The organism is Granulicatella seriolae (assembly GCF_024543085.1).
GTDB classification, from domain to species: Bacteria; Bacillota; Bacilli; order Lactobacillales; family Aerococcaceae; genus Granulicatella; species Granulicatella seriolae.
In genome coordinates, this window is sequence record NZ_JANHNZ010000002.1 from 123,034 (window position 1) to 138,692 (window position 15,659).

Consider the following 15,659-nt stretch of genomic DNA (forward strand, 5'->3'; position numbering starts at 1 on the left):
CTTAAAAGCCCTGTTCTTTCAAATAAGAGTCCATATTTTCAACTTCATCTGCTGGGAACAGAATACCACCCTTATGTCTTAACTCCTTTAAGACATAAAGTACCTGTCTACTCAACACTCTCCAAGAAGTGTATCTGGCTATTTGTAGTTCATCTTCACGGTTTTCTATCACATCAGCGAAAGCACTAACTTCCCCCAGCATATAATGAGCTGCCGGAGTATCCTCCAAGTTGGCTACTACTTCCCCGTTTTCCAATAGTTCAATCGATTGCGTCATGCTTATATTATCTAATCTTAGGGTTTTACGCCCAAAATAAATTTCACTCGGTAAGGTCATATTTATATTCTTTCCAACATGAATGGTTACCATAAAGCCATTGTAATGCAAAATGGCTACCCCTATGGCATCCACACCACTTTCTAATTTTGTAACAAAATACTCGACATCATGAGGAATACCAAACCAATCAACAGCCGCATACAAAGGATAGACACCTAAATCCGCTATAGCTCCTCCAGCAAACTCTGTCGTAAAGATATTAGGTCTATTCCCTGCGAGGTAACTGTCATATTTTGACGAATATTTTGCAAAGCTAAGAACCGCTCCATCCAATTCATGTCTATGCTCAGAAATCCACTCTTCCACTAGCTGGAAGTTCCTTTCATGAAGGTGCCGAGCTGCTTCAAAAACCAAGCACCCCTTTAAAGCCGCTTCACGGTCAATTCGGTCCCATTCTTTGGTTGTTGAAAATGATGGCTTTTCAACGATAACATGTTTGCCATGACGAATAACGGTTAAGGCATGTAAAAAATGTGTACTGTTTGGTGTACCAATATAAGCAACATCAAAGACATCACTTTCACAAAACTGATCTATATTCGTATAAATCCCAATAATCCCCATATCCGCTGCGAATTTTCCTGCCGATTCTGCACTTCTACCATAAACGGCAGTGACAACATAGCGATTCGAAAGCCTTGCAGCTTCAACAAAATCCTTAGAAATTTGCCCTGTACCTATAATCCCTAATCTTATCACGTTCATACCTCCTATTTTTATTCAAATCAATTCTAATTAATGAATAGTAACGACAATCAACTCGGGGCGATTATTGATCCTAAACGGAAAAGAACTTGCCCCTATGCCTCGACTAATAACCAAAAGACTTTCTGGATTAGCAATGCCACGAAAAACTCCCGCCGTTAAACTTGGTAGAATTCCTTGATCGGGTGCGAATAGTCCATCGAAAAACGGTAAACGAACCTGACCACCATGAGCGTGACCTGCAAAAGTAATTTGTGGTGCTTTATTTGGATCTTCAATAAAATTCTCAAAAGTTTCTGGTCTATGGCTGACCAATAATTTTGGTAGCTCATACCATTCATTTTTAAAGGAGACACTGGATAGATTTTCCATTTGTTTATAGAACAATCTTGGTGCACTGTCCACACCCATCAAAAGGTAATCTTGTCCTTTGAAGTTTAAAACTTGTGGTTTGCCTTGTAAGAAAGTTACACCCTCTTCCTCCAAAGTATCCACCATAAACTGCCTTAAGTTAGACTTAATATCATGATTGCCCAAAGTTGCATAGGTCGGCGCAATAGCAGCAAGCCCCTTGGCAAATTCATGCATGTCACGACTTTGATAAGGTTTTTTTCCCTCAATAATATCTCCTGAAATGACTATCAAATCTGGTTTTTCCTTAGCAACCTTTGAGATTAACCTACTAATCTTGACCCCCTGATTTGGAAAATGTAGGTCGGATAATTGGACTATTCTTAATCCCTTCAAGCCTGCCAACGATCCACTTGCTGGTAAATTGACTTTAGTAACTTGAAGCCATGTGTTTTGTAAATACAGATAAAGACCGACACCTGCCCCTATAACTACGTTTCTCGCTAATTTCTTGCTATTCACATAACCACCCCTTCATGGATAAGCTTTTCTCTTAAGTTTACTAGCTTAGAGTTTAATACTTGATTAGTCCTCCACCTTAACATCAGCAGAGTTCCTTTCTATAAGATTACCTTTATTTACAAGCTTTAGCAACTATTTCAGCAGTTTAAGCCGTGCCAAATTTCTTATTTTAAACAAAGTTCACCTGCTTAGCTCTATACGGTTCTTAACTGATATCGTATAATCAAAATAACAATTGTGAAAAGCACTTCTCCCTCTTGGAACACAGACTGACATTAGTGCAACTCTTAGAACCTATTCGAGAAAGGATGATAACAAGATGAAACAATGGTTGAATACAATTAGGAAACCCGGAGCAAAGTCATCTACAATCCTGCAAGTAAGAAATAGCTTCCTTATTTTATTGCTTGGTGCTGCTTTAGGTGTTTTTTCCAAATGGCTAGACACAACTTCAATTAGTGCTGGCATTTGGTGGCAAAACGTATTGGGCAGTATTGATTTGGGAAATATCTTGTCTGCCCTTCCTATCTTGCTGGTCATCGCTCTAGCTATTTCCATTTACAGCCGAACAGCTCTGCGTGCTAGCCTAAATGTTTTTTTGTTTTTTCTTGGTATGATCTGCGCCTATCATCTATTCACCCAAGCTTTTACCAGTTTTAATCCCCAAGAAAACATGACCATCTGGTATAGTTTCACTCTTGCTTCACCAATCTTAGCCTTTATTTCTTGGTATGCAAAGGGGATACGCCTTCCTTCGCTCATTATCAGTATATTCATTCTAGGTGTCATGGCAGCTTTAACCTTCAACGCAGGTTTTTGGTATCTTTATATTTTTAGTCCTACACACATCCTATTGTTTATAGTGGCTGCTCTTATCTTATATGTATCACCACTACATTCTGTTATTAGCATTATTGGGGCTGCAATGATTTCTCCTTATTTATTACTTTTTTGGTTAATTTTTTCTGATACTTTATTTTAAAGCTTGAGAATAGATAGAAGCACGTTTTTTAAGGCAACAGATATTGAGAATACAAATCCTACTATCAGAAATCGAAACGGTGGCACCATGGTGAGAACCTAGCTCAGAGGCTGAGCAAAAAGTCCAAATGGTAACCAAATAAAATAGTTCCCCAGAAACCTATCAAAAATAACGGTGTAAAGCATAGCTGACGCACAGTGGATGTTTCGGCTTCAGCCGATTACAGCCACGTAGACAGCTAAGCCAGTGAGACCTCAGCTCACGGCGGTGCCACCGTTCTCATTTTTGATAGGTTTCTGGGGAACTATTTTATGTTTTAACATGATTTTTATCTTATTACAGAGTTTTTGCACAGCCTCTTTAATTTCTGATAAAAAACAAGAACTTCGAATCGATCAATAACAACAAAAGTATTTGTCCATCAATTTTTCAAACAACCTTCACTTAAACGATTATTTTAAAACCATCTTTCCTTCCAAAATAGCCTGAAACTTTTCAAAGACTATACAGATACCCCAATATATTAAAGCCACTAGAATATACATCGTCATATAATCAAACTCTCTACCACCCACAATTTTAGCATTTTGAAAAATGTCGGGCACTGTAATCATGGCTGTTAGGGATGTCCCTTTAATCAAATCCAAGAGAACATTGCTCAAAGGTGGGACCGCAATTCGAAAAGCCTGTGGAAGTAGGACTTTGCTTAAGACGAGATGATACGGTAAACCTAAAGAAATAGCCGCTTCTGCTTGCCCCCCATCAACTGCCAACAAAGAAGAACGAACAATTTCTGAAATATAGGCACTACTGGCTATGGAAAAACAGAGAATAGAACAAACAATGGCCGATAATTGAATTCCTAAATAAGGCAAACCAAAATAAAGCAAAAATAAGAAAACAATGGTTGGGGTGCCACGCATAAAGGAAACATGTAATTTGGCAGCCATTTGAAAGATTCGAATAGAAGAAAGTCGCATTAGTGCAACCAAAACGCCTAAACAAAGTCCCAAAATAAAACTGACCAAAGCAATCCCTAGAGTATATCGCAACCCGCTAAGCACAAACCAAACATTTTCAATAGCTAACTGACTATCAAATAATCTCATGAGCTTAACCCACTACTCTACGTCAGAAATATCAATCACTTGGAAATCGTAGTCTTTTTCTACAGAAACATCTTGCCCACTAAAGAATTGCTCTGACAACTTCTTCAAAGTGCCATCTTTACGCATTTCTTCTAATGTTTGATTGACTTTCTCGGCCAAAACATCATTTCCTAATTGCAAAGCAAAGTTGGCTTCAGACGGATTATAAAAAATATTATGCACTTTTACAGGAATCTCTGGCAAAGCTTTTGTGGCCATAGATTGTAGATAAAAATCATTCAAAATAACATCAGTCCGTCCGTTAGCTACATCTGTTAAATACTGGTCGTTGGTCACATTATCATATACAACTAGCTCAGCGCCAAATTTCTTTGCAACTTTCATATAAGATGTTGTTGCTGCACCAGCCGCTTTTTTCCCTTTCAAATCTTCTAAGGTTTTAATGCCTGAATCATCCGATTGGCGAACAATCATTGCGCCATAAGAATACTTGTGTGGGGTTGTATAGAGAAACTTATCAGCATTCTCTCCGTTACGATCGATTGAAATTCCCGCAATATCAATTTGACCACTGTTTACAGCTGCAAACATGCCATCAATATTCATCTCCGTAAAGTTAACTGTTAAACCCAAACGTTTAGCAACTTCTCGAATAATCTCGACATCGTATCCCGTCAATTCATTATCATCTTTCTGATGAAAAGACTGAGGAAACAAAGTACCTGACGTTGAAAACTTCAAAGTTCCTCTTTCAACAATGGCATCCCACTTATCTTGTCCATTAGCCGAATTTGCTTTATTTCCACATGCAATTAAAAATACTGCCGCCACTGTTGCCAACCCAATACTAAACCATTTCTTTTTCTTCATCTATAATCTCAACCTCTCTAGAGTGTAGTTTTTATCTTTACTTAATATAAATTAACATACTTTGTGAAAAATAACAAGTTTATGTAACACTTTTTTAAATCTGTTACACTCACTAAAAACTTATTTAAAAAGATAAAATACACTTGAGATGAGTTTTTCACCAACAAAAAAGAAACAGATAGATTTATCTGTTTCTTTTTTGTTGTTACGTTAATAAGAGTCCAGAAACCTGACTTACATGCATGGACAAGATAATCCCTGAACCAGGAGTATCCAATTGACAAGCTTTCCTAATTAATTGAGTTACTTCATTGACCCTGTCTTTTTTGGTCAATATCAACAAAGCTTCTCTTGAACGGTCTATTTCCATACCGAAAACTTTTTCTACAGCCTCAGCTGAACTAGCTCCATGTGCTTTTAAGATTAACCCATCTGTTACACAGGTCTTTTCAACCGCTTCTAAAGCTCCTTGACCAGCCCCTTCTTCAAGAATGGCCATGACCAATCTATAGTCCATTTCAACTTTTTCTTCTAAGTCTCTTGTATCTTCCACCAATCCCTTGGAATATCTAGTCCCCCATAAGAGCGCCAGAGGTAGGATCATGCCCACTCCGCGTTTCGCCTCGTGGAATTTAAAGGTCTTAGTAATATAGTCAAAAATGGTTTGTGAATCTTCATGTGGTGTAACGATTAAGACTAACTCCTTTTTCTCTGTTCGGTAACCAATAGTTTTTACGATTGGATTGCTTGTAGCTGCTTGCCCCATCAAGATAGTCCCACCTCTTGCACCGGCCTTTTGAGCATACTTCAAGACCTTAGATCCTTGATTATAAGAAACAACGAATAGGATTAAATCACGATTATTCATCACTATCTCCTTTCAACTTCTGTGATTGAACGTTTAGACCTAGCTGTATAAACCAAACCTAGTAACTGTAGAGAAAGAATTGGCATCATAGCCACCATAGCAATCATACCAAATCCATCTGTCAAAACATTAGCTGTTGGTACTCCGTGTGCCAAACCTTGAATAAATGCCAAGATAAAGGTCGCCGTCATCGGACCGGAAGCCACGCCCCCAGCATCAAAAGCCATCCCGACAAATAAGGAAGGAACCTTATAGGACAATAAAATACTAATCAAAAAGCCCGGCAATAAATAATGCCACAATTGAATGTCTGGCACCAAAATTCTAAGAGTAGATAGAGCTACGGCAAGTCCCACACCGACACATAAGGTTACTAAGACCCAAGTTTGTTTGATAGAACCACCTGTTACATCTTCGATTTGATGCGTCAGGACATAAACCGCTGGCTCAGCTAAGATGACCAGAACGCCTAGTAAAAGAGAGATGGCAATGATTAAGCCATCATTTCCAACACTATAAAGATCATAACCAATCTGTTTTCCAACATCCATAAACCCAGCGTTAACTCCCACTAGAAATAGAATTAAACCGACCAATAGATAAGCAAGCCCTTTGAAAATATCTTGCAGTTGGTCTTTTTTGACTGGTTTAATAAAGAAATGAAAAACTAGGAAAATAACCAAGATTGGCGATACAGCAATCAGAACTTCTTTTAAAATATGTGGAAACTCATAAAGAAATGGTTGCAACAGATGACCCTCTGCCACAAGTAAAATCTCCTCTTGAGCATCTACAATTTGTGGCTTAGTCATTATCCCTAATAGCAACACAGCAATAACAGCACCAACCGAGGCAATCCCAACTAGACCAAAGTTGTCTTCTTCAGATGATTTACCATTTTTCTTCATAGATGCAACACCACCGGCAAGTGCCAGAATAAATGGTACCGTTAGTGCCCCAGTTGTTGCGCCAGAACTATCAAAAGAAATGGCAAACATATCATTTGATGCAAAAAAACTTAAGACTAGGATTAGCCCATAAGAAAAGGTTAGGATTCGATTCAAAGCCCAATTGAACACAATTCGAAGTAGACCAACTGTAATCATAATCCCAATTCCTATTGAGACTGCCACAATTAAGGTTGCACTATTAATGACGCCACTGGTCACCTCATCAATTTGTTTGGCTAAAATTTGTAAGTCTGGTTCGGCTATAGAAATCAAAAAGCCTAGAACAGACCCTCCTATGACAATAAGAATGAGTTTATTTTTACTGGCTAAGGTTTTTCCTAAATAGTGTCCAACAGGGGTAATCCCTAGTTCAACACCAAATAAAAACAATGCTAACCCTACCATAATAAGTATGGCTCCAATAAAGAATCTTCCTAACATAAGTCCTGGCAATGGTACTATCGTTAAGTGCAATATCAAAACCAATAGGGATACTGGTGCTACAGATTGGAATACCTCTTGTAATTTTTCAATCAAAATCTTCAAAATCAATCACTTCCTTTCAATGCTCCTACTTCATAAAAACTTGCTAATGGCTTTTATCTAATCATTTTTGCTAACTGCTTCTTGGTCAGAAAAGGTATCGACAATTCGTTGAGCAGTCGTTTGAGAAATCCCTAACTCTTTAAAGTCATCTATAGTAGCTGCAGACAAAGCCTTTAATGTTTTAAATTTTTTCAAGAGTTTGGTTCTTGTTTTTGGTCCCACCCCTTCAATCTCATCTAACTTAGAGGCAAAAGAATTTTTACTGCGAACTTGTCTGTGGAAGGTAATGGCGAAACGGTGTACTTCTTCTTGAATCCGTTGCAGGAGATGAAACGCCTGGCTAGTTGGTTTTAGCTCAATTTGTTCCAGATTGTCTCCAAAGATTAAAGCTGCTGTTTTGTGCTTATTGTTTTTCACCATACCCGCAATTGGAATTTCTAAACCTAACTCATCCTCTAACACTTCTTTAGCCGCACCGACTTGTACCTTGCCCCCATCCATTAAAATGAGATTAGGCATGGCTGCCCCCTCCTTTAAGAGCCGTGAATAGCGTCTGCGAATGACCTCTTGAGTAGTAGCAAACTCATTGCTGCCGACAATTGTCTTCACTTTAAACTTGCGGTAATTCTTGCGATCTGGTTTCCCATTGCGATAAACCACCATAGCGGATACTGGATTAGTTCCTTGAATATTAGAATGGTCAAACGACTCAATCACTTCCAGACTATCTAACCCTAATGCTTCCTGTAACTCCTCCAAGGCACCCTTAGTTTTCTTATCACTAGATTCTTCTATACGGAATTTTTCTTTCAAGGCAATCTCACTATTCTGACGAGCCAAGTCAAGCATGCGACGCATATTGCCCCGTTGTGGAATATGAACCTTAATCCCTAAAACCTCCTCCAGTAATGCTGCATCAACACCTTGAGGTACAATCAACTCTTTAGGCAATATATGATTTTTTTCTTGGTAGAATTGAACGATAAAAGAAGCCATTTCTTCTTCAACATCTGCGAAAATTGGAAATAGAGCTGCCTCTCTTTTGATAATGGTCGATTGTCTTAAGAAGAAGACTTGTATTGATATCCAGCCTCTATCCATGTAATAAGAAAAAACATCTCGATTAACAAAATCGGTTGACATAATATGCTGTTTTTCAACTGTCGTTTCGATATATTGAATTTGGTTGCGATAGTCACGTGCTGCTTCAAAATCTAAATTTTCAGCAGCCTTAGTCATCTTGTCAATTAGAGTGGCTTTAACTTCTTTGACATCTCCATTTAAAAAGTTTTGAATTTTCTTTATTTGTTGATCATACTCTTCTTTTGAGATAGCGTGGTCACAGCAACCGATACATTGCCCTAGATGATAATAAAAGCAGGCTCTTGGTTCGTTTTTATTGCACTTCCTTAAGGGGAATATTTTTTGGATAAACTGTTGTGTTTGGGTAGCTGCCCCCACATTGGGGTAAGGCCCAAAGTACTTGCCTCCATCTTTTTTGACTTGGTTGGCAATAATTAATTGTGGGTCCTTTTCCTTAGTAATCTTCAAGTAAGGGTACATGGTCCCTTGTTTCAACTTGATATTGTAATAGGGTTGGTATTTTTTAATCAGATTAATCTCTAATAAGAGTGACTCTTTATTGGTTTTGGTAACAATCGTCTCAAAATGGTGTATCTCACTAACTAGCTTTTCTGTTTTCGTATCATGGGCTCCCCTGAAATAGGAGCGAACCCGATTCTTAAGGTTTTTAGCCTTACCAATATAAATAATCTGATCTTCTTCATTTTTCATGATATAGCACCCCGGTAAGTCGGGTAGTACCTTTAATTTTTCTTCAATGAGTGAACTAGCCACTGATGTCATTCCTTTGTTTGATTCCCTGTTTTTTGAGGGAACAGTATTATTTTTTCTGAGTCCAGACTGACCTGTCGGACATTTGTTTGCTCAAAACCTTGCCAGATTAGCGTTGACAGTCGATGTTGAAGCAGTCGATTAGGTTCAAATGAGTGGTAATAGTGCAACACGGTTCTAACTGTTGGCCCCCATTGGTCTCGATGTTCTTTTAATAAGGATAGTGCCAGTTTTCTAACCTCGATATTAGGGTACTTAGCAAGCAACAATAAATAATCTTCATGATATAGCCCGAATTTAGTCATACCCGTTAAAATGGATAACTGCCAACGGTCAACCAGTAAAAAACTTTGCGGAACCCGCCTTCTAGGCCCATCTTCTAGGTAATTATAAACACTTGGTCTTACCACCGCCATCACGTATTGGACCACGTCTCCAAGATAAGTAGGCAAATGTTCTTCAACTAAGAATGAACAAGCCACCATTTCCAAGGGGTCCATAATTAAGTAAGACTGAAAATAGATAAAATTAGGTCTTAAATGATAATAACGGCAAATGGCAATGGCTGATAAAAGATTCCATTTAGGAGCTAGCATTTCTTTATAGAGCCACTGCTGGTAGATTTTTTTGTTTGTCGATAATTGCTTAGCTAGTTTATCCATTGCTTCTTTAATATTTTGCCAAGACCCAAATTGAAGACTTTCTCTAGGTGCAATATATGAGTCATCCATGTTCATCCGCAATGTGATGAATCTAGTGCCAAATTCTGCATAAAGTATAGCCATAGCTGCCACACCAAGAAAGGAGTTAAGTTTCTCGCTATGTTTAATGTAGTTCAATAACCAAGCTTGTCGAATATATTTTTTAGCAAATTCTTCCTGTTCAAAAGCATAGACTAGTAAATAAGACAAACTATCCATCAGTTTTGGGACAACATCAGCCTGATCTAAATAATTTAAGACCTGTTCCTTCGTTAAACATTTTTGAGCAGCCAAGCTGGGATAGGTATGGTTAAAGCTCCCTTTGGTCAGAAACCATTCTAACTCTTCTGGACTATCCAAATCTAAAAAAGCAAAGGTAATTAGATGGCCAAACGCCGTTGTATACTGATTCGTCCACTTCAAAAAAGTAAGAAAATCACTTTTAGTCATCGTTTTTTTCATCCCTTGTAAGGCATAAAACGTATAACGACTATGTAGGGTGAAGATGCGATGAATTTTTTGGCTAAGATCATCTTTAAAAAAAGGAAGAATGGTCAAACAAACATTTACTAGGTGACAATCCTCTGTTTTCGTAATGGTATCAATTAACCAATGATTCCATTTTTCTTTCTGCTTGAGTTCTAATGTCTTTAAATAATCCGAAAAATAATCTATAAACACTTGCGAATACGTATAAAAAGAATTCTTTCGCAAATAAGCAGTGACCTCTAGCAAACTCCTATCAGTTTGTAACAACACCTGCTGATCCAAAAGAAGCAAAAACTCCTTTGCTAGACTTTCTATCAAAATTGGCGTCAGCAACAATCTCCTACTGTCCAGAAATTGAAATTCTTCTTGACCATCCTTATAGACATCTTGAAAACGATAAGGAAGTACAGCATCCTGTGCCCGTTCTTCTTGAATTCTATGAAAGATTGATAGCTTTTTTGGCATCTTACACCTCCTTACCTTAGTAAAAACAAGAATAAATTCTACTAATGAAAACAAGGGAGCAGTTCATGAATCGAACTCACTCCCTTATCTTCATTATAGTAAAGTTAAGCGCTATAGTAAAATGAAGTCCTTGGCAAAGCTCTAGACTATTCACTTATAAAGCTTCAAAATAGATTTCTTTAGCAATCTCCAAAGTCAAATCCCCACGTTCAGATAGCTGCGTTTTTTTGTGGCGCTCTAAACCAGCTAGCAATGCATCAACCACCGAAGCGTCTAAATCAACATCAGAAAAACGAACTGGTGCGTCTAGGCTTTGGAAAAAGTTTTCTGTTTGTTCAATGGCTTGGTCAACAATGGTTGCATCATCTCCACTTAGATTCCACACACGTTTGCCATATTGCAGCAACTTATCCCATTTCTCTTTTTTTCGTATTTTCATCATGGCTGGAAGCACGATAGATAGGGTTCTGCCATGGTCAATGCCATGGTTTAAGGTGATCTCATGTCCTAGAGCGTGCGTAGCCCAGTCAGTTGGCACACCTGCTGAAATGGTACCATTTAAAGCGTTAGTTGCCGCCCACATAAAGTTGGCCCTAGCAGCATAGTCCAAATGCTCTTCATCAATCACTTGTGGTGCAATTTCAATAATAGTTTGCAAAATACTTTCAGCATAGTGGTCCTGTAATTTAGCGTCTACTGGATAGGTTAAATAATTTTCCATGGTATGAACAAAGGTATCAATAACCCCATTGACTAATTGGCGTTTAGGCAAGGTATAGGTTAGTTCTGGTTCAAGAACGGAAAACTGTGGGAAGGTTACTGGAGAACCAAAAGAAATCTTGGCTTGTAACTCGACAAAAGTAATAACTGCACCGCTATTCATCTCTGAAGCTGTAGCTGGCAAGGTCAATACCGTTCCGAATGGCAAAGCATGAGTAATAGGCAAGCCTTTACCAATGCCCCCTGTAAACATATCAATAGGGTTTCCTTCAAAAACAGATGCTGCAGCAATAAATTTAGTAGCATCAATCACTGAACCACCACCGACTGCCATTAAAAAGGTAAATCCTTGGTCTTTCACTTTCTCAACAGCTTTCATTGCTGTTTCAAAGGTTGGATTGGCTTCAATTCCTCCAAAAGCGTCCCATTGACGATTCCCCAAAGCGGCAACAGTTCGGTCAAAAGCGCCATTGCGTTTAACACTGCCCCCACCAAAAATAATCAACACCTTTGCATCTTCTGGAATTTCCGCACCAATGTCTTCAATGCGTTTCTTTCCAAATAAAATCTTAGTTGGATTTCTAAAGGTAAAATTTCTGATTCCCATTTCCAAAACGGTTTCCTCCATTTCATTGCTTATAAGTCTGTATTAAATGTATCTGAGTGTTCAAAATCACCATATTTAAAGCCGCGTTTAAACCATTCCATCCGCTGAGCGGAAGTCCCGTGTGTAAAGCTGTCTGGGACGACATACCCTTGATATTCTTTTTGTAGGGTATCATCCCCTACAGCAAAAGCAGCTTGTAAGGCTTCGTCAAAATCTCCTTCTTCTAAATAACCTAAGTCTTGAATGTACTTAGCGAAGACGCCAGCAAAATAATCAGCCTGTAATTCTAGCCGAACTTGATATTTCTTATACTCTGTTTCAGAAACTTGTTGGCGAATCCGATTCATCTGGTTCATAATCCCTAATTGCTCTTGTACATGATGCCCTACCTCATGAGCTAAGACATAAGCCATGGCAAAATCTCCTGGTGCCTTATATTTTTCGCTTAACTCATCATAAAAAGAAAGATCAATATAAATTTTTTGATCTCCCGGACAATAAAATGGTCCAACTGACGATCCAGAAATACCACAGCCAGAAGAAATGCTATTTCGGTAAAGCACTAGTGTTGGCTCTGTATACGTTCGATTAATTTCCTTAAATTTCTCTATCCAAACATCCTCTGAGTGTGCCAACACAACCCCCAGAAACTCTTTAGCCTCCTCTTCTTTTGGACTGGTTCCGACACTTGTATTTTGCGAACTTGTTGGCATACCACCAGTTGTTCCGCCAAGTACTTCTAAAACACTTCCGAGGTCGCCACCGCTCATAAACATAAAGAGTACAAAAATAATCACTACACCAATCCCACCGCCCCCAGCAAGTGATATTGGCAATCCTGTGCGATTGGAAGATGACGTAGAACGACGGTCTTCTACATTGGAACTCTTCCTTTGCCCTTTAAATTTCATTCAAATCCCTCCTAGAAACATGAGTCTTTTTTACTAATATTAAAATGACACCCTGAAAACTTAATTTCTAATTTTCCCCTTATTTTCAAATAAATATTTTCCCAATCTATCGGCAGAAATCTCCTTTTCCAATTTAGAAATTGAGATAGGACTAAGTGAAATGCTATCTTGAAGAGTTCCATGTTCATCATAAGCGGCTACTACTTGCCCAACTTCTTCATCTAAGGTTGTTCTAATTACAGTAGTGTAGTTTTCAAGAAATAATTTTTCTACCTCTTGTGCACAATGCTCCCTAAGTAACTTAAAGTGCCCTGCTATTTCTGCTGGAACCCAATAAATATCTACTAATTCCATTGCATCTTGTTCTCTCTTTTGTTTCTTTAATTTTTTCGCCATGTGTAACTCCTAGATTTATTTATGTTTTTACTCATTTTCCTTTGAGGTTTCCAAGGATTGCTTAACCAACATCCGCATTAGGTCTAAGTCAGAGCTTTTTTTTAAGAGCTTAACCAGTGGGTGTCGCCGACCTATTTGCTCTAGGCTTAGGTCTGGATCCTCCATGAGTGCTTCTTTTACTTGTAGGTATACCATGAATCTGACCTTGTCATCCTCTTTAGGGAAATGCTCAGCTAGAAGTTTCTGAGTAGTTTCTTGACCCTGACCATCATCGGGAAAGAGTTTTTGGCGATAGGCGTCCAACTCTTTTTCTCGCTCTTCTTTTGATTTATATTCTATCCAACCAGCAAATGGTTTCGACATTTCTTTAGTCCCTTCTACGTTTAATCTTGTACCATATTTTCTCTTGATTTAAGTGTATCATAGCTAGCTGTTAGCCTCAAATAATGACGATTTACACGCTGAAAATTTCTGCAGAAATCAGTCTTCTTAAGTTTCATTAGACTAGTCTTAAGATATAATTTATAGTTTTTGAGCATATTTTTCGAAAAAACATGATACAATAAATTAAGTACCAATAAATCATACCCAAAGGAGTACCTATGTTAAGCATAAATATGTTAACAAAAGCAGATACAGTCAAAGGCCAAGGCGTCTTTTCTGCAACAGAAGAACAAATTGCCTTAGTCACTGAGGGATTAGAGGGCTATGAAGTAGTAATCAACGATTCTAAGATGCACGATTTAACTCATTTACACACCATTAATCCTGAATTTTATTTCAAATCCGTCAGTTCAGGAAAGAAACATCCCATTATTGCCTCAGTTCATTTTTTACCTGAGACTTTGGAAAATAGTATTTCATTGCCAAAACCTATTAAAGAAATTTTTTATAAGTATGTTTTGTCCTTCTATAAACAAGCAGACTACTTAGTGACAGTTAATCCTCGTTTTATTGAAGATTTAAGTGGCTATGGTGTTGACCCAAGTAAGGTGACTTACATTCCCAACTTTGTGTCAAGAGACACTTTCTACAAAATTCCAGATACTGCCAAACGTGATTTGCGGAATTCATTTGGCATTGACCCCGATATGTTTACCGTTGTTTCAGCAGGGCAATTGCAAATGCGCAAAGGTGTCTTGGAGTTCATCGATCTAGCTTCTCAAATACCTGATATTCAATTTGTCTGGGCTGGAGATTTTGCCTTTAAAGGTATCTCAGAAGGGCGTAAAGAAATTACAGAGCACCTGAAATCTCTACCTAAAAATATTCATTTCCTTGGACTGGTAGACCGTGAACGAATGAATGATTTCTTTAATATGGGAGATGTGATGTTACAGCTCTCTTTCGAGGAATTATTCCCTATGACCATCTTGGAATCTATGAATGCCAACATCCCACTGTTATTACGTGATTTAAGAGAGTACAAACCAATCTTGTTTGATTTCTACCTTAAAGGCAATAACCAAACTGATTTCATCCAAGAGTTGACCAAATTAAAAAACGATTCATCTTATTACAAGGAAGCCTGTGCTATGTCTAAACGTGGCGAAGAGTATTACTCGAAAGAGAGTGTATTATCTCAGTGGCAAGCTTTCTACGATAAAGTTGCTATTGAAAATGGATTATTGGAGAGGATCAATGACTAGCCCACAACGAAACCAAGGAAAACCTCTATCAAGTAGGACTCAGAAACTGATTCATGCAGCTTCCATTGTTGGAGCTGTCTTAACTGTTGTTTTCATCATTTGGGCCTATAAAAAAGGATTATTTACTTCTAAAGAAGTGCTTTCTGAATATATGCAAAGAGCCGGTTTTTGGGGTCCACCACTTTTTATTCTCCTACAAATTCTTCAAACTGTCGTGCCGATTATACCAGGTGCTTTAACCAGTATTGCTGGGGTTTATATCTATGGAGAATGGGTTGGAAATATCTATAACTATATTGGAATCATTATTGGTTCGATTATCGCCTTTGCATTAGCAAGAAAATATGGACAATTGTTTGTTAAATCCATCGTCAGCAAACGAACCTATGATAGGTACATCGGTTGGTTAGACAAAGAAAACCGTTTTGATTATTTCTTTATTTTCATGATGCTCTTCCCCGTCTCACCAGATGATTTTCTATGTATGTTAGCAGCTTTAACCAAAATGACCTATAAGAAATTTATTATCATCATTCTCTTGTGTAAACCAGTTACCCTAGCTGCGTACACCTATGGCATGACCTTTATTATTGATACCATTTGGTCGCATTTTAGTCGGTAAAT

The 15,659-nt window shown here is 38.1% G+C and carries 15 protein-coding genes; 3 read left to right on the forward strand and 12 right to left on the reverse strand.

The features are described 5' to 3' along the window. Nucleotide 1 precedes the first annotated feature (1 nt). Entirely contained in the window at nt 2-1,039 is a 1,038-nt protein-coding gene (locus tag NPA36_RS02820) for a Gfo/Idh/MocA family protein (RefSeq protein WP_256944589.1), read from the reverse strand. A 36-nt stretch (nt 1,040-1,075) separates the two neighbouring features. Continuing rightward, nucleotides 1,076-1,918 (reverse strand): metallophosphoesterase, encoded by an 843-nt coding sequence (locus NPA36_RS02825; protein WP_256944590.1) that lies wholly within the window; start codon nt 1,916-1,918, stop codon nt 1,076-1,078. Nucleotides 1,919-2,237: 319 nt separating this feature from the next. Here NPA36_RS02825 and NPA36_RS02830 point away from each other — a divergent pair, with 319 nt between their 5' ends. Beyond that, nucleotides 2,238-2,900 carry a hypothetical protein gene (locus NPA36_RS02830; protein WP_256944591.1) on the forward strand — a complete coding sequence of 221 codons (663 nt, stop codon included), beginning with the start codon at nt 2,238-2,240 and terminating at the stop codon, nt 2,898-2,900. A gap of 452 nt (nt 2,901-3,352) precedes the next feature. Here the strand turns inward: NPA36_RS02830 and NPA36_RS02835 are convergent, their stop codons facing one another. The 10 genes from NPA36_RS02835 to NPA36_RS02880 all read right to left on the reverse strand — a co-directional run bounded on the left by NPA36_RS02835 (nt 3,353) and on the right by NPA36_RS02880 (nt 13,749). Next, nucleotides 3,353-4,009, reverse strand: a complete 657-nt coding sequence (locus tag NPA36_RS02835; RefSeq protein ID WP_256944592.1) for an amino acid ABC transporter permease — start codon at nt 4,007-4,009, stop codon at nt 3,353-3,355. Between the two features lie 12 nt (nt 4,010-4,021). Then, the gene (locus tag NPA36_RS02840) at nt 4,022-4,879 is read right to left on the reverse strand and encodes a transporter substrate-binding domain-containing protein (RefSeq protein WP_256944593.1); all 858 of its coding nucleotides are present in this window, start codon (nt 4,877-4,879) and stop codon (nt 4,022-4,024) included. Between the two features lie 205 nt (nt 4,880-5,084). After that, complete coding sequence (locus NPA36_RS02845) at nt 5,085-5,747, reverse strand: hypothetical protein (RefSeq protein ID WP_256944594.1); 663 nt, start codon at nt 5,745-5,747, stop codon at nt 5,085-5,087. A gap of 2 nt (nt 5,748-5,749) precedes the next feature. Beyond that, nucleotides 5,750-7,243: a DUF1538 domain-containing protein gene (locus NPA36_RS02850; RefSeq protein ID WP_256944595.1), complete on the reverse strand. Its 1,494-nt coding sequence runs from the start codon at nt 7,241-7,243 to the stop codon at nt 5,750-5,752. A 57-nt stretch (nt 7,244-7,300) separates the two neighbouring features. Continuing rightward, nucleotides 7,301-9,100 (reverse strand): excinuclease ABC subunit UvrC, encoded by a 1,800-nt coding sequence (gene uvrC, locus NPA36_RS02855; protein WP_256944596.1) that lies wholly within the window; start codon nt 9,098-9,100, stop codon nt 7,301-7,303. 5 nt (nt 9,101-9,105) lie between these two features. Next, nucleotides 9,106-10,752, reverse strand: coding sequence for a hypothetical protein (locus NPA36_RS02860; protein WP_256944597.1), 1,647 nt, complete (start codon nt 10,750-10,752; stop codon nt 9,106-9,108). A 154-nt stretch (nt 10,753-10,906) separates the two neighbouring features. Continuing rightward, entirely contained in the window at nt 10,907-12,079 is a 1,173-nt protein-coding gene (locus tag NPA36_RS02865; protein ID WP_328516869.1) for an iron-containing alcohol dehydrogenase, read from the reverse strand. Nucleotides 12,080-12,108: 29 nt separating this feature from the next. Continuing rightward, nucleotides 12,109-12,990: a KPN_02809 family neutral zinc metallopeptidase gene (gene ypfJ / locus NPA36_RS02870; RefSeq protein ID WP_256944599.1), complete on the reverse strand. Its 882-nt coding sequence runs from the start codon at nt 12,988-12,990 to the stop codon at nt 12,109-12,111. Between the two features lie 60 nt (nt 12,991-13,050). Continuing rightward, entirely contained in the window at nt 13,051-13,386 is a 336-nt protein-coding gene (locus NPA36_RS02875; protein ID WP_256944600.1) for a hypothetical protein, read from the reverse strand. A 27-nt stretch (nt 13,387-13,413) separates the two neighbouring features. Then, a complete protein-coding gene (locus NPA36_RS02880) occupies nt 13,414-13,749 on the reverse strand; it encodes a hypothetical protein (protein ID WP_256944601.1) in 336 nt (111 codons plus the stop codon). A 239-nt stretch (nt 13,750-13,988) separates the two neighbouring features. On the opposite strand from NPA36_RS02880, the gene NPA36_RS02885 reads away from it, so the two are divergent. Together NPA36_RS02885 and NPA36_RS02890 are read left to right on the forward strand one after the other, a co-directional pair. Continuing rightward, nucleotides 13,989-15,035, forward strand: coding sequence for a glycosyltransferase family 4 protein (locus NPA36_RS02885; RefSeq protein WP_256944602.1), 1,047 nt, complete (start codon nt 13,989-13,991; stop codon nt 15,033-15,035). Continuing rightward, on the forward strand, nt 15,028-15,657 hold the full coding sequence (locus tag NPA36_RS02890; RefSeq protein WP_256944603.1) for a TVP38/TMEM64 family protein: 630 nt from the start codon (nt 15,028-15,030) through the stop codon (nt 15,655-15,657). The genes NPA36_RS02885 and NPA36_RS02890 overlap by 8 nt, the downstream gene beginning before the upstream one ends. The last annotated feature ends 2 nt before the right edge of the window (nt 15,658-15,659 follow it).